General features: G+C 42.9%; 18 protein-coding genes. 17 read left to right on the forward strand and 1 reads right to left on the reverse strand.

The genetic code is table 11. From position 1 onward, the window contains the following. Positions 1 to 244: 244 nt before the first annotated feature. The 12 genes from rny (at position 245) to AC58QO_RS05325 (ending at position 13928) form a co-directional block, all read left to right on the forward strand. A complete protein-coding gene (gene rny, locus AC58QO_RS05270) occupies positions 245 to 1783 on the forward strand; it encodes a ribonuclease Y (RefSeq protein WP_028558347.1) in 1539 nt (512 codons plus the stop codon). 114 nt (positions 1784 to 1897) lie between these two features. Continuing rightward, the gene (locus tag AC58QO_RS05275) at positions 1898 to 2692 is read left to right on the forward strand and encodes a TIGR00282 family metallophosphoesterase (protein ID WP_497264195.1); all 795 of its coding nucleotides are present in this window, start codon (positions 1898 to 1900) and stop codon (positions 2690 to 2692) included. A gap of 113 nt (positions 2693 to 2805) precedes the next feature. Further along, positions 2806 to 3066: a stage V sporulation protein S gene (locus tag AC58QO_RS05280; RefSeq protein ID WP_028558349.1), complete on the forward strand. Its 261-nt coding sequence runs from the start codon at positions 2806 to 2808 to the stop codon at positions 3064 to 3066. A 149-nt stretch (positions 3067 to 3215) separates the two neighbouring features. After that, positions 3216 to 4157 carry a dipeptidase gene (locus AC58QO_RS05285; RefSeq protein ID WP_497264196.1) on the forward strand — a complete coding sequence of 314 codons (942 nt, stop codon included), beginning with the start codon at positions 3216 to 3218 and terminating at the stop codon, positions 4155 to 4157. Positions 4158 to 4364: 207 nt separating this feature from the next. Then, entirely contained in the window at positions 4365 to 6113 is a 1749-nt protein-coding gene (locus AC58QO_RS05290) for a 2-oxoacid:acceptor oxidoreductase subunit alpha (RefSeq protein ID WP_497264197.1), read from the forward strand. Then, positions 6101 to 6967 carry a 2-oxoacid:ferredoxin oxidoreductase subunit beta gene (locus tag AC58QO_RS05295; RefSeq protein ID WP_057315638.1) on the forward strand — a complete coding sequence of 289 codons (867 nt, stop codon included), beginning with the start codon at positions 6101 to 6103 and terminating at the stop codon, positions 6965 to 6967. The genes AC58QO_RS05290 and AC58QO_RS05295 overlap by 13 nt, the downstream gene beginning before the upstream one ends. A gap of 98 nt (positions 6968 to 7065) precedes the next feature. Beyond that, entirely contained in the window at positions 7066 to 7635 is a 570-nt protein-coding gene (gene pduL / locus AC58QO_RS05300; RefSeq protein ID WP_497264198.1) for a phosphate propanoyltransferase, read from the forward strand. Positions 7636 to 7921: 286 nt separating this feature from the next. Beyond that, positions 7922 to 10348, forward strand: coding sequence for an EAL domain-containing protein (locus AC58QO_RS05305; protein WP_497264199.1), 2427 nt, complete (start codon positions 7922 to 7924; stop codon positions 10346 to 10348). 155 nt (positions 10349 to 10503) lie between these two features. Further along, a complete protein-coding gene (gene miaB, locus AC58QO_RS05310; protein ID WP_497264200.1) occupies positions 10504 to 12090 on the forward strand; it encodes a tRNA (N6-isopentenyl adenosine(37)-C2)-methylthiotransferase MiaB in 1587 nt (528 codons plus the stop codon). 38 nt (positions 12091 to 12128) lie between these two features. Beyond that, positions 12129 to 12593 (forward strand): YlbF/YmcA family competence regulator, encoded by a 465-nt coding sequence (locus AC58QO_RS05315; RefSeq protein WP_497264201.1) that lies wholly within the window; start codon positions 12129 to 12131, stop codon positions 12591 to 12593. 115 nt (positions 12594 to 12708) lie between these two features. After that, on the forward strand, positions 12709 to 13443 hold the full coding sequence (locus tag AC58QO_RS05320) for a phosphonate ABC transporter ATP-binding protein (protein ID WP_497242305.1): 735 nt from the start codon (positions 12709 to 12711) through the stop codon (positions 13441 to 13443). Beyond that, on the forward strand, positions 13440 to 13928 hold the full coding sequence (locus tag AC58QO_RS05325; RefSeq protein ID WP_497264202.1) for a low molecular weight protein-tyrosine-phosphatase: 489 nt from the start codon (positions 13440 to 13442) through the stop codon (positions 13926 to 13928). Before AC58QO_RS05320 ends, AC58QO_RS05325 begins: the two co-directional genes overlap by 4 nt. A 69-nt stretch (positions 13929 to 13997) precedes the next feature. On the opposite strand, the gene AC58QO_RS05330 is transcribed toward AC58QO_RS05325, so the two are convergent. Beyond that, entirely contained in the window at positions 13998 to 15245 is a 1248-nt protein-coding gene (locus AC58QO_RS05330) for an ATP-binding protein (protein WP_497264203.1), read from the reverse strand. A gap of 212 nt (positions 15246 to 15457) precedes the next feature. Between AC58QO_RS05330 and AC58QO_RS05335 the strand changes: the two genes are divergently transcribed. From AC58QO_RS05335 to AC58QO_RS05355, 5 genes are all read left to right on the forward strand, one after another. Beyond that, entirely contained in the window at positions 15458 to 15625 is a 168-nt protein-coding gene (locus tag AC58QO_RS05335) for a hypothetical protein (protein ID WP_497264204.1), read from the forward strand. 113 nt (positions 15626 to 15738) lie between these two features. Continuing rightward, positions 15739 to 16749, forward strand: a complete 1011-nt coding sequence (locus AC58QO_RS05340) for a 2-oxoacid:acceptor oxidoreductase family protein (protein ID WP_497264205.1) — start codon at positions 15739 to 15741, stop codon at positions 16747 to 16749. 34 nt (positions 16750 to 16783) lie between these two features. Continuing rightward, complete coding sequence (locus AC58QO_RS05345; RefSeq protein WP_497264206.1) at positions 16784 to 19087, forward strand: thiamine pyrophosphate-dependent enzyme; 2304 nt, start codon at positions 16784 to 16786, stop codon at positions 19085 to 19087. 79 nt (positions 19088 to 19166) lie between these two features. Next, on the forward strand, positions 19167 to 19463 hold the full coding sequence (locus AC58QO_RS05350; protein ID WP_497264207.1) for a hypothetical protein: 297 nt from the start codon (positions 19167 to 19169) through the stop codon (positions 19461 to 19463). Between the two features lie 140 nt (positions 19464 to 19603). Next, on the forward strand, positions 19604 to 20563 hold the full coding sequence (locus AC58QO_RS05355) for a C40 family peptidase (protein WP_497264208.1): 960 nt from the start codon (positions 19604 to 19606) through the stop codon (positions 20561 to 20563). Positions 20564 to 20628 lie beyond the last annotated feature (65 nt).

The raw sequence follows: 20628 nt of genomic DNA on the forward strand, positions 1-20628 counted from the left end.
ATGTATTCAAAATCATACTAATTTCTTTGATTTTGAGAGGGCAGATGTAAAAACCGCCAATTTTTACGCTGTTGATTATGGATTATTAGCACTATAGTGCCCTAACGCACTGTGCGCATTCATTTAAAAGCCATACTCTACATTGTTGAGGGTATGTATGACTAGTCAAACAATTAAATCGGATTAAAAAACCGAAGGTACCCCAGGCTAACACCTTGGAGAAACCAACGAGGAGGTGAACAAGATGACTGCCATCTGGATCGCGATCATTCTCGTTGTTGGAGCTGCATGCTTAGGGATTGGTTATTTTATCCGTAAATCTCTTGCAGAAGCGAAGATTTCCAGTGCTGAAACAGCCGCTGAGCAGATAAGAGAATCTGCCAAAAAGGAAGCAGAAGCACTGAAAAAAGAAACGGTTCTGGAAGCAAAGGACGAAGTGCACAAGCTGAGGTCCGAAGCTGAAAAAGACATTCGTGAGCGTCGGAATGAAATTCAACGACAAGAAAGACGATTGTTGCAAAAAGAGGAATCGCTGGATAAAAAATTAGAGTCTCTCGAGCGTAAAGAAGAGTTAGTAGCCAACAAAGAGAAGCGTATCGAAGATACACAAACACAGATTGATCAGCTTTATAAGAGCCAAGTTTCCGAATTGGAACGAATTTCTGGTCTTACTATGGAAGAAGCTAAGAGCATCATCCTTACTAATGTAGAACAAGAAGTTCGCCATGAAACTGCGCAGCTTATTAAAGAGATTGAACAACAAGCCAAAGAAGAAGGCGATAAGAAAGCGCGTGAGATCATCACACTTGCTATTCAGCGATGTGCGGCAGATCACGTAGCTGAGACCACGGTTTCAGTTGTCTCGTTGCCAAATGAAGAAATGAAGGGCCGCATTATTGGTCGTGAAGGTAGAAATATCCGTGCATTGGAAACATTGACAGGTATTGACCTCATTATTGATGATACGCCTGAAGCAGTAATCTTATCAGGTTTTGACCCAATCCGTCGTGAAATTGCTCGCACATCACTTGAGAAACTTGTGGCGGATGGACGTATTCATCCCGCACGTATCGAAGAGATGGTTGAGAAGTCCCGCAAAGAAGTGGACGAACGTATCCGCGAATATGGGGAGCAAGCGACGTTTGAAGTTGGGGTACACGGATTGCATCCTGACTTGATCAAAATTTTGGGGCGCCTAAAGTTCAGAACAAGTTACGGACAAAACGTGTTGAAACATTCCATGGAAGTAGCGTATCTGGCTGGTTTAATGGCCGGGGAGCTCGGGGTAGACGTAACTTTGGCGAAACGTGCCGGGCTGCTTCATGACATTGGTAAAGCGTTAGACCATGAAGTTGAAGGGTCTCACGTTGAAATCGGTGTTGAGATAGGTAAGAAATACAAAGAGCATCCAATCGTTATTAATAGTATTGCTTCACATCACGGTGACGTGGAAGCAACTTCTGTTATTGCTATGCTAGTCGGTGCTGCAGACGCATTGTCAGCAGCGAGACCAGGTGCTCGTAGAGAAACGCTAGAAACGTATATCAAACGTCTTGAGAAACTGGAAGAGATTTCAGAGTCGTTTGAAGGTGTTGAGAAATCATACGCCATTCAAGCCGGTCGTGAAGTTCGCGTTATGGTGCAGCCAGAGAAAGTGGATGACACTGAAGCGTTCCGTTTAGCCCGTGATATTACGAAGAAAATCGAGGGAGAACTCGATTATCCAGGACATATTAAGGTTACGGTCATTCGTGAAACAAGAGCAGTTGAATACGCTAAATAAGAACCAATTGCGAAAAGTGGCTATCATAGCCACTTTTCCTTATTTTCAAGGCCGAATGCAAACTACAAGTGCTACTAACTAGAATTTCGGTCATAAAGGAGCTAGTTTTACGTTATGAAAATTGTATTTATCGGTGACATCGTAGGTTCTGTAGGAAGAAAAGCATTGAAGAATATCATGCCTAGACTAAAGCAATTGCATCCACATGCTGTGTTCATTGCTAATGGAGAGAACGCGGCGGCAGGCAAGGGGATTACATCAGCCATCGCGAAAGAAATTTATGAAATGGGCGTTCAGGCGATTACGATGGGAAATCACACATGGGATCAGAAGGAAATCTTCGATTTCATTGATCGTGATGATAAAATGGTACGTCCCGCGAACTTCCCGCCAGGGACTCCTGGAAGAGGCCATACCGTTATTAAAGTGAAGGATCAAGAACTTCTAATCATTAATTTGCAGGGAAGAACATTCTTGCCGCCGATTGATTGTCCATTCCGTAAAGTGGATGAAATTTTGGAAGGTGATAAGAAAAAACATAAATTTGTTTTTGTCGATTTTCACGCGGAAGCAACTTCAGAGAAAATCGCGATGGGTTGGCATTTGGATGGCAGGGTCTCTGCTGTGGTTGGCACACATACACATGTACAAACGAATGATAACCGCGTATTGCCTCAAGGGACAGCGTATGTGACAGATGTAGGCATGGTAGGGCCTCGTGACGGCATACTAGGGGTAGAACGTAACGCCGTGCTTCAGAAGTTCAAAACACAGCTTCCAGTTCGTTTCATTACGGATGAGGGCAAATGGCATTTCCATGCGGTTGTCATTGAGTTAAATGATCAGACAGGCTTCGCTAAGGGCATTAACTTGATTAGGTATGATGAAGATCAGGTATTCATGGATTAGATGTGATAAAACTGGAGTAATCAGTAATAATGGGATGAGTAAGCATGTTTAGTCAACCATGTGAATATGATGGGTATTGGAAGCTATCCATCATTTCCGAGGAGGTACTATTCATGGATGTGTTAAAAGTTTCAGCAAAATCCAATCCAAACTCCGTAGCAGGTGCATTGGCAGGCGTATTGCGTGAGCGTGGAGCCGCTGAGCTTCAAGCGATAGGTGCAGGTGCGTTGAACCAAGCCATCAAAGCAGTAGCTATCGCAAGAGGATTTGTGGCGCCTAGTGGAGTCGACTTAATATGTGTACCAGCCTTCACGGATATCGTTATTGATGGGGAGGACCGGACAGCTATTAAATTGATTGTCGAGCCTCGGTAGAAAGGCAAGACAAAGCAAAGTATAAGCGTTGACTTTCACAACTGTCGGTAAACTAAAACGAAATGTTATCACATTGCCTAAGAAACCTCTGTATAGAGGTTTTTGTGCTGTTTAGACACCTAAATTCGATGTCGAGAGGCGGTTATGAGATGAAAATTGTAGACGGTCATTGTGACGCTTTAACAAAACTGTATTTGAATGATAAATTGGATTTCAATCAGGACGTGTCAGAACTCGATGTAAGCTTTCCTAAACTTCGGCAAGCAGGGGTTAAGGTACAATATTTTGCGATCTATCTTTCTGATTCCATTTCTAATCCAAGCTTTGATCATATTTTGCAAATGGTTGATGTGTTTCATCGGAAAATAACAAGTCATCCACAAATGAGATTTATTCAAACGGCTTCAGACTGGCTAGCTTTGGAGCAGACTCAACAGGTTGGGGCTGTTTTGACGTTAGAAGGCTTGGATGCGCTTGCGGGAAATTTAACACATTTACGGATTCTCGAACATTTAGGTGTACGCTGTGCTGGACTGACTTGGAATTACGCGAATTGGGCTGCTGACGGCGTTATGGAGCCCAGAAAAGGCGGGTTTACAAAAAAAGGGAAGCTGATGGTAAAAGAAATCGAAACTATGGGTATAATAGTCGATGTGTCCCATCTTTCCGTAGCAGCCTTCTGGGAACTCGTTGAAGTTTACAATAAACCATTCATAGCATCGCACTCTAATGCATATCACATCTGTCCCCATCCAAGAAATTTATCAGACGATCAAATTAAAGCTATCATACGATGTAATGGATTGATGGGAATTACTTTTGTTCCTTACTTTCTAGATAACTCTAATACAACGGTTCAGATTTCATCGATCTTGAAACACATAGATCATATCTGTGCATTAGGTGGAGAGTCTCATATTGGTTTTGGTTCGGATTTTGATGGGATCGAGCATTGGGTGAAAGATTTAAGACATGTTGGACAATACGGAAATATTATAGAAGCTTTGTGTAAAAACTATACGGAGTCGCAAGTAGAGGCTTTTTTGTATGGGAACTGGCGCAATTTCATGTTGGCTAACCTTCCGCAATGATAGAAAGGAATCAATCTAATATTGATATGGATACAATCTAAAAACTCTATCTTTTAGAAACGGTGAAACCACTTGCAATTTACTCTGTAAAGGCATAGAATTTGGATGACAAGTGAAAGATTTTTTTTATTGCATCATCTTAATTACTAAACAATATGCTTTTCAAATTTTCTTCATGCAGCTACAATCAAAAGGAGTGGACGTACGGTGATTAGTCAGTTATCTTGGAAAATCGGAGGTCAGCAGGGTGAAGGGGTCGAAAGTACAGACCGCATTTTCTCTACTGCATTGAACCGTCTCGGTTACTATTTGTATGGGTACCGTCATTTCTCTTCACGGATTAAGGGGGGGCATACAAATAACAAGATTCGCATCAGCACCAAGCCGATTCGCGCAATTTCAGACGACTTAGATATTCTTGTTGCTTTTGACCAAGAAAGTATCGATTTCAACGCACACGAACTTCGCGACAATGGTGTTATCGTTGCGGATGCTAAATTTAACCCTGTTTTACCAGAAGGCATTAAAGCTAGATTATTCCCAGTACCGATCACTGCGATCGCTGAGGAATTAGGAACTTCCCTATTTAAGAACATGGCCGCGTCAGGTGCTTCATGGGCTCTACTTGGCCTGCCTATTGACGTGTTTAATAAAGCTGTTGAAGAAGAATTTGGTCGTAAAGGCGCAGCAGTCGTTGAGAAGAACATTGAAGCAGTTCGTAAAGGTGCGGAGTCCGTACTTGAGCTAGCTGGTGGACCTATCGCTGACTTCCAACTTGAGCCTGCAGACGGACAACAAAAGTTGTTCATGATCGGTAATGATGCAATCGCTCTTGGAGCTGTTGCTGCAGGTTGCCGCTTCATGCCTGCTTATCCAATTACACCAGCATCTGAAGTTATGGAATATTTGCAAAAAGTACTTCCTAAAATGGGTGGAACTGTTATTCAAACGGAAGATGAAATTGCAGCATGTACAATGGCAATCGGCGCTAACTACGCTGGTGCTCGTGCTCTTACAGCTTCTGCAGGTCCTGGTTTGTCCTTGATGATGGAAGCAATCGGTCTTGCAGGTATGACTGAGACGCCAGTTGTTATCGTTGATACGCAACGTGGTGGTCCAAGTACAGGACTTCCAACGAAGCAAGAGCAATCCGATTTGAACGCAATGGTTTACGGAACTCACGGTGAAATCCCGAAAATCGTACTATCCCCAAGCACGATTGAAGAGTGCTTCTACGATACAATTGAAGCTTTCAACCTTGCTGAGAAATATCAAGTACCAGTCATTCTTATGACAGATCTTCAGCTTTCCCTTGGTAAACAATCCGCAGAAATGTTGGATTACAACCGTATCGTGATTGACCGCGGCGCACTCGTTTCAGAAGCTCCTGAACAAGAAGCTAATCAATTGTTCAAACGTTATGAGTTCACTGAAAACGGTGTTTCACCACGTGTTATTCCAGGCGTTAAGCATGGTATTCACCATGTAACTGGTGTAGAGCATGACCAAACGGGTCGTCCTTCGGAAAGCACTGAAAACCGTCAACGCATGATGGATAAACGTCTTGAGAAGTTGAAACACATTCAAGTGACAGATGCAATCAAATTCGATTCTCCTCACGAAAATCCAGACCTTCTTATTATCGGTATGGGTTCAACGGGTGGAACAATTGACGAAGCTAGACGTCGTGTTGAATTGGAAGGCATCAAAACGAACCATGCTACCGTTCGTTTGATTCATCCGTTCCCAGCAGATCAACTAAGACCGCTTGTTGAAAAAGCGAAAACAGTTATCGTTGTTGAAAACAACGCAACTGGTCAATTAGCAGATCAAATCAAGCTTCATGTTGGTCATGCAGACAAAATCAAAAATGTACTTAAATACAACGGTAACCCGTTCTTACCTGCAGAAATCGAACAAAAATGTAAGGAGTTGACTTTAGCATGGCAACATTAAAAGACTTTCGTAACAATGTAAAGCCTAACTGGTGTCCAGGATGCGGAGATTTCTCCGTACAAGCAGCGATTCAACGCGCTTCAGCTAACGTTGGATTGGAACCTGAAAACTTAGCTATCGTTTCAGGTATTGGATGTTCTGGTCGTATCTCCGGATACATCAATGCATACGGGTTCCACGGTATTCACGGAAGATCCTTGCCAATCGCACAAGGCGTGAAAATGGCTAACCGCGATTTGACAGTTATCGCTTCTGGCGGAGACGGAGACGGCTTTGCAATTGGTATGGGGCACACTGTTCATGCTATTCGTCGTAACATTGATGTTACTTACATTGTAATGGATAACCAAATCTACGGTTTGACAAAAGGTCAAGCATCCCCACGTAGTGCGGAAGGCTTCAAGACGAAAAGCGTTCCATCAGGAACAATTGAGTCCGCGATTTCACCATTAGAAATTGCTATGGCTGCTGGCGCTTCTTTCGTAGCACAATCCTTCTCCAGTAACTTGAAACAGTTAACAGCTGTCATTGAAGCTGGTTTGAACCACAAAGGCTTCTCCTTAATCAACGTATTCAGCCCATGTGTAACTTTCAATAAAGTAAACACATATGACTGGTTCAAAGAGAATATCGTAGATTTGGATGAAATTCCAGACTACGATTACACAAACCGTGTGATGGCGATGACGAAGATCATGGAAACAAATTCCATGTTGACGGGTATCATCTACCAAAACAAAGATAAAAAGAGCTATGAAGATTCCATTCCTAGCTTTGCTAAAGAAGGTCTTACTAAGCAAGATCTTAAGCTTTCCGAGGCTGACTTCAGCAAATTGCTTACAGAGTTTAAATAAACAATTTCCTTCGAAGGCATACGGTGAAATTCCGTATGCCTTTTTTCATGAGCGGTAATACTGACAATTATGATCTATATGAGAGGAAGATTTCCACCATGCCCATGGTTCCAATCGGTGTTTCAGCAAGACATATCCACCTTTCCCAGTCTGATCTGGTAGCTTTATTCGGTGAAGGATATGTGCTTTCGATCTTCAAAGACCTATCACAGCCAGGTCAATTCGCGGCACAGGAGACTGTTGCCATAGTTGGGCCTAAAGGTCAATTTGAAAAAGTACGGATTTTAGGTCCGGTACGACCACAAACACAAATTGAGGTTTCGCGCACAGATGCCTTTTCATTAGGGATCCATCCACCCGTACGTGAATCAGGTCAAATTCAAGATACTCCTGGATTACGTGTAATTGGCCCTAAAGGGGAAGTTGCCTTAGTAAAAGGCGTAATCGTTGCAGCAAGACATATTCATTTCCATACCACGGATGCAAATCAATGGGGGATACAAGATAAACAACGGCTTCGCGTGCAATTACGTGGGGAACGCCCATTAATTTTTGAAGATGTGATTGCGCGAGTATCCGATCAATATGCATTGGATATGCATATTGATACGGATGAAGGCAATGCAGCAGGTGTTAAAACGGGAGACGAAGCGGAAGTCCTGTTATAAAGTTAATGCCATTAATTATTTAACTGGCTAATTGCACAAATAAAAACATCCTTTACTCGGACATGTAAAGGATGTTTTTATTTGCATCTTTTGCATGAAAATTACGTGAAGATGTAACTTTTGCAAATTTTCGAGTACATTCGACATAAACATATAGAGGCTACATGTAAATCATGGTAAGATAGTTCTCAATAGATACATATTTACATGTATGGATAGGCAAATATCTAAACCAGTGACTCCTTTGGTTTGTAACTATCAATGCCTAAAGTTAGGAGACATCATTGTGGAAACTATCTCAAGTTCTTATCACCTCCCACTCGTCGGATTTTCAATCCTCATTGCCATCATTGCTTCCTTTGCAGCATTGGATCTTGGTATTCGTATTCATAAGGCTAAAGGATCAGCTAGGCAAGCTTGGTTAGGTGGTGGCGCATTTGCCATGGGGATGGGCATCTGGTCGATGCACTTTGTCGCTATGCTGGCCTTTCACTTAAACATATCCGTAACTTACCAATTGTCTACAGTGTTCTACTCAATAATTCCAGCGTTGCTGGCATCGTGGTTAGCCTTACATATTATCAGTCGACCTGTTATGAAGAAGCCGCATGTATTTATTGGAGCTACATTTATTGCCACTGGGATTGTTTCCATGCACTACATCGGGATGGAAGCGATGGTGATGGGGGCAACAATTGTCTATAACCCTTTTCTATGGGCTCTTTCTGCCATTATTGCCTATGTTGTTTCTTTGGTAGCACTCCTGCTGTTATTCTCGATAAAACAGAATGCAACTTCCCCTCGCATTTTGTTGAGGAAACTAGTCAGCTCGTTGATTATGGGAGTTGCCATCTGTGGGATGCATTATACGGGGATGGTAGCAGCAACCTTTAAGCATGATCACGTAAACATGGTTTCAGATCATACATTTGACACCTCGTTATTAGGATACTTGATAGGTTTTGGTGTGTTATTCATTTTAGGATTAGCCTTCATCAGTACGTTTATCGATAGACGTTTTGAAACGCAAATGTTGATGTCAGAGAAAAGATTTCGATCCGTCGTCGAATCAGCACATGATGCCATTATTTTGGCTGATAACAAAGGGACTATCATCACTTGGAATAAAGGTGCTCAGCTTATTTTTGGATATGAAGAACAAGAGTTGATTGGTGAAAAATTACGTATTATTTTCCCGGATCGCTATATAGCAACGCATCAAGAGCGATTGGAGGTACTTCTTTCTACTGAGGAAACGAATGAACTAGGCAAAACGGTTGAATTACAAGCCTTAAGAAAAGATCAAACCGAAGTACCTGTCGAGCTTTCGATCGCTGTTTGGAAAGAAGAGGGAAGCACATATTTTAGCTGCATCATACGGGATATCTCAGATCGTAAGCGGGCTGAAGAAAAAATCAATCAGATGGTGTATCGTGATCCGTTAACAGGTTTACCGAATAGGCTGTTATTAAATGATCGTCTCGAACTCGCACTTGATCAAGCCCGTGAAAACCAACAGAGCATCGGTATCATGTTTATTGATCTGGATCGTTTTAAATATATTAATGACACGCTTGGTCATGCGATGGGCGATAAGCTATTAATAGAAGTTGCGAGTCGATTCGAAGCTAGCATCGGAAAAGGCGACACAGTTTCTCGGCAAGGCGGCGATGAGTTTATTGTAATATGGACGCATACCAACGCAGATGAAATGATAAAAAACGCTCAAAAAATTGTTCGTATATTCTCACAGTCATTTATCATTCTGGAGCACGAGCTATTCGTGACACCTTCGATTGGAATCAGTCTTTATCCATCCGACGGTGGAGATATTGAGACATTAATTAAGAATGCCGACACAGCGATGTATCGTGTGAAAGAACATGGCAAGAATAACTTTCAGTTTTATACACCAGAGATGAACGAAGCGGTAACCAAGAAGATGCAGATGGAAATTGGACTGCGTAAAGCTTTGGAACGAGATGAATTTAAAGTTTACTATCAGCCGCAGATCGATGTGAATTCAGGTAAGGTAATCGGAGTAGAAGCACTAATTCGTTGGCATCACCCTGAATGGGGGCAAATTCCACCTGCTGAATTTATCCCTTTAGCCGAAGAAACAGGCTTAATCATCCCTATTGGTGAATGGGTTCTGAATGAAGCATGTCGTCAAAATAAAGAATGGCAGAATCAAGGCTATGAGCCCTTGCGAATGGCAGTTAATATTTCATCAAGACAATTTAAGCAGAGCAATCTATTAGAAACAGTTAGTCATGCATTAAATGAGTCCGGACTAGATCCTCAATACCTTGAACTTGAGTTAACGGAAAGTATTATCCAAGATTCGAAGCACGCGATTGAGACGATGCATTTGCTCAAAACGATGGGTATCTTTTTATCGATCGACGATTTTGGAACAGGCTACTCATCTTTGAATTATTTGAAGCTGTTTCCTATCGACAGTCTGAAAATTGATCAATCTTTTACTCGCAATATGTTTGAGGATGCCAAGGATGCTGCACTTGTACATACGATTATTTCTATGGCACATAATTTGGATTTGAAGGTTATTGCAGAAGGCGTGGAGACGGAGGAACAGCTTCAATTCTTATTACAAAAGGAATGTAATGAAGCACAGGGCTACTTGTTTAGCCGCCCAATTCCTGCGAAAGAAATGACGGGTCTTATCAAACGACAATATACGTATGGTTAATAGTGATTTCTAAGCCTTCTCTACGGAGAAGGTTTTTTTGTCTTCATGGTGTTGAAGAGCTAATATGGATATATAGGTATCATTTGTGCTATAATTTGATATTGGGTTAATACAAGTTAGAGCTATATTTATAGATAAAGGGAAGTGAATTCATCATGTCGAAGGAGAACCAAAATACATCGGACTTAAAATCCGACAAGGTTAAGGATTACTCCAAATACTTTGACTTCTCGGATGCGAAAGTGTTAAGCCAAGAAGAGGGCAAAACGACTTATCGAATTAAAGGTAGGAATATCCAAATCAATTCTGCACCCAACTATAAGGATGAAAAGCAACGTGGTAAAGAGGACATTCAGGTTCATTACGATTTTGCCATTCCTGAAGATATGCAGCAATTTGGTAAGGACAAACATTATTTAATCACAACGTATGGTTGTCAAATGAACGAGCATGATACCGAAGTTATGAAGGGCCTTTTCGAGCAGATGGGCTATACAGCCACAGATGACAAGCAGATCGCAGATGTCATTTTGCTGAATACGTGTGCAATCCGTGAGAATGCCGAAGATAAAGTGTTCGGTGAGCTGGGTCATTTGAAAACCTTGAAATCGCAAAAGCCAGGACTTATTCTTGGTGTGTGCGGATGTATGTCGCAGGAAGAGTCCGTTGTCAATCGTATTATGCAAAAGCATGCGTTTGTCGATATGATTTTCGGAACGCACAATATTCACCGCTTGCCAAGCCTTTTGAAGGATGCCTTTTTCAACAAAGAAATGGTTGTGGAGGTATGGTCAAAGGAAGGCGATATCGTAGAAAATCTCCCCAAAAAACGGGAAGGTATCCGTGCTTGGGTTAATATTATGTACGGCTGCGATAAGTTCTGTACCTACTGTATTGTTCCTTATACACGTGGGAAAGAGCGAAGCCGTAGACCGCAGGACGTTTTGGCTGAAGTCAGAGATTTGGCTCGTCAAGGCTTTCAGGAAATTACGCTACTTGGACAGAATGTCAATGCCTATGGCAAAGACTTTGAAGATATAACGTACACGTTCGCTGATTTGATGGACGACATACGTAAAATTGATGTTCCTCGTATTCGATTCACAACCTCGCATCCACGAGATTTCGATGACCGCTTGATCGAGGTATTAGGTAAACGTGGCAATCTCGTTGAGCACATTCATTTGCCTGTGCAAGCAGGTAATACAGAAGTCTTGAAACGGATGAGCCGAAAGTATTCTAGAGATCATTACTTGCAGCTAGCGGGTAAAATCAAGGCGACAATGCCTGACGTGGTGTTGACAACGGATATTATCGTTGGTTTCCCAGGCGAGACGGATGAGCAATTCGAGGATACGATGACGCTGTACGAAGAAGTTGGATTTGATTTTGCTTTTACCTTCATTTATTCACCAAGAGTAGGTACGCCTGCTGCGGAGATGGAAGATAACGTTCCGATGGAAGTGAAGAAGCAACGTTTATATCGCCTGAATGAGCTGGTTAATAAGCTTAGCAAGGACAGCAATGAGCGCTTGTTGCATCAAACCGTCGAAGTGTTGGTTGAAGGTGAAAGTAAGAACAATACGGATGTGCTTGCCGGCCGTACGCGGACGAATAAACTTATCCATTTCACAGGAGACTCATCCTTAATTGGCCAAATGGTTCATGTAAAAGTCACACATGCGCAAACGTGGATTCTGAAAGGCGAGATCGTCCAAAAGCCTCTTCAGATGTCTGTATAAATAATTGATGAACAGAATAAATAGGAGCGTGTTAAGAAATGTCCCAATGTGATCATGCACATGATGATAACCAGCCTCATGCATTCAAAGTAGAGGAATTTACGAATACAGAAATGATCGTTCGTGAAGATATTTTGTCGAAAGCGAAGGAGTTAGCTAATTTGCTAACCACTTCCAATGAAGTTCAGTTCTATCAAAAAGCTGAGAAACAAATTGCAACGAATCCCGATATTCAAACTCTAATTAGTGCAATTAAGAAAAAGCAAAAAGAGATTGTTGCTTTTGAAACGTTCCAAAACAAGAAAATGGTGGAAAAAATTGAGAATGAAATCGAAGTTCTTCAGGATGAATTAGATGGCATTCCGATCGTTAACGAGTTCAAGCAAACGCAAGAAGATATTAACTATTTGCTGCAACTAGTGATGTCGGTAGTCAGAGATACGATTTCGGAAAAAATTAATGTTGAAGCAGGCGCGGCAGAAGCACCGACTTCTTGCGATTAAGCTTAACTTGTAAAGAGAAGGAAATCGCCCTCAACGAGCAGAGTAGGCTTGATTTGAGCGGCGATTTTTTCCGAAATATATGATTTACTATGGACTTACGTGAAGGAGAGTTGTCATGCTGACAGTTCGAAATTTAAGTAAAGTATTTCCTCCAGACAATCAGGTTCTATCGCAAATTAGCTTTCAGGTAGATGCAGGAGAGTTTATCGCGGTGATCGGCAGCAGTGGAAGCGGGAAAACTACGCTGCTTAAGTGTATTAGTCATCAAGAGAAATGGACAAGCGGTCAGCTCATTTATAACTCGAATGATATTACGAAGCCAGGTCCCTGGGATCGTTTTAAACTAGGGAAAGATTTCGCATACTTGGAAGAGAAGCCATTTCTAAATCGGAATAAAAGCGCTGTCAAAAACGTGTTGATGGGCAGGGTGTATCAAGCCCCACTTCGAATGATTACAGGTTTGTCGTCGAGAAATGAGAAAATCGATAGCATGGACTTTTTAGAAAAGGTTGGCCTTTTGGATAAAGGAGATAAAAAGGTTGGCCAGCTAAGCGGTGGCGAACAGCAACGTGTCGCGATTGCCAAAGCATTGATTCTTGGACCTAAGGTACTCGTCGCAGATGAGCCTGTTTCTGGCCTTGATCCTAAGTCTACTGAGTACATTCTGCAAGATTTGAAATCCTTGTGTAAAGAACGCAATATGAGTGTCATTGCAACGCTGCATAAGGTTGAACTAGCGGAGCGTTTCGCAACACGCATTTGGGGTGTGTCGGAAGGCCGAATCGTATTGGATATTCCTGCTCGACCGCTTACTTTAAACGAAAAAATGCTTGTTTTTGGTCAAATATGATTAGGGTCTTATTCGTCTGCTTAGGTAATATTTGCCGTTCGCCCATGGCGGAAGCTGTATTTCGCCATCAAGTCAAGGAAGCGGGTCTCGAAGGTGTCATTGCCATTGATTCGGCAGGCACTGGGGATTGGCATATCGGACATCCACCTCATCAAGGTACAAGGACTATTCTGGACCTTTATGAAATTAGCTATGAAGGTCTAAAGGCCAGACAAGTAAAGCCCGATGATTTCACGCAATTTACTTATATCATTGCAATGGATGAAAGTAATGTTGTGAATCTCGCCTCATTTGCTCCTGAATTAGCGGGAGATGAGAAGAGAGCCTCGATACATAAATTGTTGGATTTCTCAAGTAATCAGGAGCATACCGACGTGCCTGATCCGTATTATACGGGGAAGTTTCAAGAAGTGTTTGAGATGGTTGAGGAAAGCTGCAGCCGGTTGCTCTCATTTATCGTTGAGAAGGAAAATTTAGCTACATAGGATGTTTGAAATTGAAAAAAGCAAGTTAGATAAGAGTCGTCTCTTGTCTAGCTTGCTTTTTTGTCATGTTTACTTTTGTTGGAAAAGGATAGAGCATTGCGTGCCGCGATTGAGACTGCTTGAAAATGTAATTTTGCCGTTCATTTTCTTAATTAGGCTCATCACAACAACAAGTCCCAGCCCAGTGCCATGTTCTTTGGTTGTATAGAAGGGTTTACCCAAGGCATTCAGCTGTTTATTCGTCATTCCTACACCTGTGTCCGTAATCGAGATCTGAACCGCACTAGGATGCTTCCAGGTGCGTAAGGATAACTTTCCACCTTTAGGCATAGATTCAATTGCATTTTTGATCAGATTTAGTAAGCATTGGCGCAGTTTTTGGGATTCGCCAAGAATATAGAGGGGAGTTTCACTTTCATGTGAGATATCGATTTCAACTTGAAAATCCAAGGCATACGGAGTAATAAAGCGAACGGTATGATCTAATTCCTCCTTAATATCAAGCTGTTCTTTTAAGTCCAATGATGGCTTCGCATAGTTTAGGAAATCAGTCAGCATCGTTATTGATTGGTCTACACCGGATAAGGCAAGATCAACATATCGTCTACGATCCGAACTCGACAAATCGGATTTCAACAGTAATTGTAGAAAACCACGTGTTGTGGTAAGCGGATTTCGGATCTCATGTGAGATCGTGGCCGACATTTCAGCCAGCATATGATTTTTCTCTAATTGAGCAATTTGCGTTCTCTGTATTTCATATTTGTTAATAAAATAAAGTATGGAAATCATGATCCATAGTGAAATGAAGGCAAAGCCTACAACGTACCCTGTATATAGGGAAATTGGTGATAAGACATAAGGGGCAAGCGGCGCATACAATAGTTCATATACGATGAGTATGCCGGTTGCATAAGCAAGTTTTATCACCAGAGGAGCTAGAGTTACGCGATTTCGAATTAGAAAGCCGAGGATAAGCAATAAAGTGCTGCTTAGCAGGGCTGGTTCCCAGTAATAGTTCAGAACGAACATACAACCGAAATTGAAAATAAGCCAAGTCAGGATGGATGGCACAATGCCAATGCATAAGGTCACGAATAGTAAACAGACAGGAACTAATTGAAGCGAGTAAATCAAAGGGTCGATGTCCGCAAAGTTCCAGTAAAAGAGTAAGAAGACACCTAAAATCATGGAGAATAAGAGATTCAAATGCTGAGCTTTATGCATGAAATGCGGAGCAATAATAAGGTGAAGCAAGGAAGCACTCATAATGTAGAAAAGATTATGCAGCTCATTGGCAATGATGAAATGAAGCAATCCTAAGCATCCTTTCCATAAATCGACAATTTGGTAATTATTTCTACATTATCTCACAAAAGCGATTTGAATCAAGAGAAATAGGCTTATTCGAATGCTAAAGATTTCATAAAGACTTATGGTCATAAGCATATAAACCACTGTATAATAAAGAAAACATGATTTGCAAACGTTTACAATTTTGGGGGATTTGAAGCCGAGGAGAGATGTGAATGCGGACGTGCTCACAGGTTTGCGGTGTAGTGTTTAATCCGATTGAAGACGTTTATGTAGACGTGTGTGAGGATTGTGAGGCATGGAAGAGGGATGTTGAAGCCGAACCAGAATCTTTATGTTTTTATCTGGGGAAGTGCGGTCTAATCATTGATTATTTGCTTTAAATGGCTGATTCAAAAAAAGGTTGATTACCAGCCATTTCTTGTTACAATAATAGTAGATTTACTATTCACGCTATTCACTCTTTATGCAGTTCATTTTTGAAAGGAGACCAAGCATGGTAACTTTACCTAAATTGAACGATCTCGGCTTTTTCGAGATAAGACTGGAATCCATCGGCGGTCTAGGCGCGAATCTAGCAGGTAAGATGCTGGCAGAAGCAGGAGTCGTTGGCGTTGGTTTGAACGGTGTCAGTTTCTCTTCCTATGGGTCTGAGAAGAAAGGATCAGCAGTAAAAGCACATATTCGATTTTGTGACATGGATACGAAGATTCGGGATACATCGCCCGTTGAACGACCGCATGTTGTTGGTGTTTTTCATGAATCGCTTTCCAAAACTGTAAACGTTATCAGTGGCATCTACGAGGATAGTACAGTGTTAGTAAATTCAACGAAAACGCCTGATGAGCTGAAGGAGAAGATGAAGCTCAGAGGGGGAACGATCGCAGTTATTGATGCCATCGGTATTTCACTCGAAGAGAAGAATCGCGTGAATATGGCGATGCTTGGAGCGATGTTCCGATTGTGTGATTTTCTGGATCCAGATGTCATGCGAGGTGTCATTCGGAAATCGTTAGAGAAGAAGTACCCGCTTGCTGTTGCCCCAGCGTTACGTACATTTGATCGCGGCTATAACGAAGTTGTTTTCCAAACGTATGCGCTTCCAGAAGGGGAATCCATGCCAGATTTCGTACGGTATGATACACCTGTTCTGGGCTTTGCTACGCAGCCAATAGGGGGTGTCGTCACGAATCCCGGCAATAGTATTCTCAAAGATTTGAGCATTTCCCGAGCAGGGATGATGCCGCATTTTCATGAAGATAAATGTATTCACTGCGCTTCTTGCGATAATGTATGTCCTGACTTTTGTTTTGTATGGGATGAGCTCCCTGACAAAAAAGGCCGTCCCCAAATGTTCCTGCAAGGCATAGACTATCAGTACTGTAAAGGTTGTCTTAAATGTGTACAGGCTTGTCCAACCGATGCGCTCTCCAGTGAGCGTGAAGAAGATGGTTATGCAGATCTAAATCGCATGCCGCATCGATTCAATCTAGCTATAAACTCTTAGAGAGTATTTATGGGAGAAGGGTGGAACTACACGCATGTCCATTGATATCAAGCAGGAATTAGGCCAAGCCAAAGTCGAACAGCGCATCGTGTATGAATCAGGGAATGAGATGGCAGCTTATGCGGCGCATCAAATTAATTATCATATCATGGGATACTTTCCGATATCACCATCAACGGAGGTAGCTCAGTTTCTAGATCTCATGAAGTCCAATGGACAACATGACATTGTTTTAATCCCTGCCGACGGTGAACATGGATCAGCAGGTATATGCTATGGCGCTTCAACTGCTGGCGGCCGCGTATTTAACGCGACGAGCGCCAACGGTTATTTGTACATGTTGGAACAAATGCCGGTACAATCCGGAACGCGTTTCCCTATGGTTATGAACTTGGTTTGTCGTTCCGTATCCGGACCGCTCAATATTCACGGCGATCACTCGGATTTATACTATGCTTTGAATACCGGATGGCCGATTGTGATGTGTCGTGATCCGCAAGCCGTGTACGATATGAATATTATGGCGCTCAAATTAGCCGAGGATCCTGAGGTGCGTTTGCCAGTGATGGTCGCTTCAGATGGCTATTTCACCTCTCACCAAAAGCGTAGAGTGCAAACCTTCGCACATCGGGCTGATGTGCAAGCATTCGTAGGTGAGAAGCCACAGGGCTTCCCAGACACCTTAGATCGCAATAATCCGATAACGGTTGGACCGTATATGAATGAACCGGATTATATTAATAACTGCTATCAGCAGTCAGTAGCCATGTATAACGCTGAGGGTGTGTATGATCGCATTCGGCAGGAATATGCCGATTTGACGGGCCGAGACTATCCGATTCTTGAGCTATATCGGATGGAGGACGCGGAAGTCGCGGTATTCCTGATGAATTCGGCTTCCGAAATCATCAAGGATGTCGTCGACCAGCTCCGCGCGAAGGGCATTAAGGCAGGCTCGATCGCGCCGAACCTGATCCGTCCTTTCCCAGCGAAGCAAATTGCAGAGGCGCTGAAGAATGTCAAAGCGATCACCGTAGGCGATCGCGCAGATTCCTATGGCGGGCATGGCGGCAACATGGTCAACGAAATTAAAGCGGCGCTGTTCACGAACGGGAACAGAGATACGCTTGTCATAAGCCGGATCTATGGCTTAGGTGGCAAAGACTTTTATGCCGAGGATGGGCATAATCTGTTCCAATTCGCCATTGACGCGATGGAGAGCGGCAAGGTAGACGTGCCTTTCGATTACTACGGCCACACGCCGGGGGATCCTTCGAAAGCACCGAAGCGGGTTCTGACACCGATGAAGTATGAGGATTTGAATACGGGGCTTATCACGGTCACACCGGACGAGAATACAGGGAAGCTGAATGTACGCATTCCGCCACTCCGTTCCTTAACGAAGAAGCCAAAGCGGATTGCTCCGGGACATGGCGCTTGCCCTGGCTGCGGTATTTTCTCTGGGCTTGAGCTGTTCTTCAAGGGGATAGAAGGCGACATTGTTTCGATCTTCCACACAGGCTGTGCGATGGTTGTAACGACGGGGTATCCGTATTCAGCGCATAAAGCGACGTATATCCATAATCTATTCCAGAACGGCGCAGCAACGCTGTCAGGCGTTGTAGAGATGTTCTGGGAGCGTAAGCGTCGCGGGGAACTTGATCATCTGGGATTGAAAGATGATTTCACTTTCGTCATGATTACGGGCGATGGCGGTATGGATATCGGGATGGGTCCTGCCATTGGGGCTGCCTTGCGGAATCATAAAATGATTATTCTTGAGTACGATAACGAAGGTTACATGAACACAGGCGCTCAATTGTCTTATTCAACGCCGATGGGACATCGGACATCCACGTCCAATGTTGGGAAGCATCAAGGTGGTAAAGTATTCCATCACAAGGATACAGCGCAAATTATGGCTGCGACTCATATTCCGTATGTATTTACCGGTTCAGAAGCGTACCCGCAGGATCTGGTGAAGAAAGCGGCAAAAGCACAGTGGTATGCGCAGCATGAGGGGTTAGTTTACGGCAAAATCCTCATTGCTTGTCCATTGAACTGGCTGTCTGATGATCAAGAGGGTTCTAACATTGTTGGGGCTGCGGTTGATTCTTGTTTCTTCCCTCTCTATGAGGTAGAGCATGGTGTCACGACGATCACATACAATCCGGAGGATAAGAGTAAGAAGATTCCGTTATCCGACTGGCTGAAAACGATGGGTAAAACGAAGCATCTCACGAAACCAGAATATGAGGGATCGCTGAAATCTTTCGAGACGGAAGTGGAACGTCGTTGGAATATGCTGAAAGCCAAACATGAGAATGCGTATTTGTAAGTAGAGCCAGCACGCATAACAAACGAAGGCACATTCCCCCTCGTGGTGAATGTGCCTTTCGCATTGGAGGTAGAGGGAAATGCCCTATGTTCTGCAGAACAAAGAAACCGAACAAATCTATACGTGTACGCTAGTTAATCACTATGGTCTCGCCTATTATGGCGTGAAGTTTTGGCTAGAGCTAGATGAAGCGAATGAGCAGGCATTGCTTTTTTTGGAATCACAGTCAGTAAGTCATCCAAGCGAATGGGTCATTATCGAACTGGAAGAAAATGAGATGAAAATAGGGAATGTTAAGCTTAAGAATGCCTCTTATATGCAGTTATTTTGGTCTGTACTAACAAGAAAGGCTGAAGCTCGCAAATTGGAAATTTAAACCATGGCGTCAATAGGCTAATCGCCATACACCATTTGGCAATAAACCCTACCATTCACCTATATTCGTGCTCGACCCCCTCAATCTATAATAAGGATACGATTGAAGAATTTAACATCAAATGGGTGGGTGGAAAGACAATGAGAAAGTGGACAATGGTTATTGCGGTAATGATGGTGGCATTGACAACTATACTACCCAAACAAACGCAAGCTGAAGAAGAAGTCACGACAAAAGCGGAGATCGTTGCTGGTGTAAGCTTTCGAGATCAACCAACAACCTCAAGTAAAGTACTTCGCATGCTGAAAGCGAATGAACTTGTAACCGTGACAGACTATACAACTGTGAATTGGTTTCAAATTAAGGATGCGCAAGGTGTGAACGGATACGTTTCAACAAACAGTAAATACATAACGATTGTCAGTAATGCTCAAATCAATTATGGCGTTAACTTCCGTACACTGCCGTCATCAGAGGCAAGTTCAGGTTCGAAGGTGATTCGGATTCTGAGCAAAGGGGAAGAAGTTCTTGTCACCGATAAAGTAAATGATAGCTGGTATAAAGTGAAAGATGCTAATGGCGTTAGTGGATATATGAGCAGCAGCAGTAAATACATAACAGCGGATTTCTCCGTGATCAAGCCTAGCATGCCCGTAGCAGATGAGATCGAAGCGGTGATTGACGCGGGAGAAAAGTACCTCGGGACTCCCTACGAATTTGGTTCCGTACGTAACGATCCTTCCACATTCGATTGCTCTGACTTTGTACAAACGATGTACTGGGATGCACTACGCCTTTCACTGCCAAGTGATTCAGCTGCTCAAGGCAGCTATGTGAGATCCTTAGGACCGATTGTGAAGGATTGGACGAAGTTGAAGCGCGGGGATCTACTATTTTTCAGCAGTTATAAAGGTTCCAAACCTTCTGATTATGATGGTATCAACGTATTAACAGAACCGATTACTCATGTTGGTTTATACTTAGGCAACGGTCAAATGCTGCATACGTATTCCATTGAATCAGGCGGCGTTCGTGTGGATACCATTGATGGCAAGCAGTGGGAGAATCGATTTTTGTACGGAGGACCAGTTATAAAATAAGTTGATGGTTCGAACAGGCAAGGTTTGCCATATACTATAGAAGAGGCGGGTGCTGCCTTGAGCAT

The sequence above is a fragment of the Paenibacillus sp. J31R30 genome (assembly GCF_059692115.1).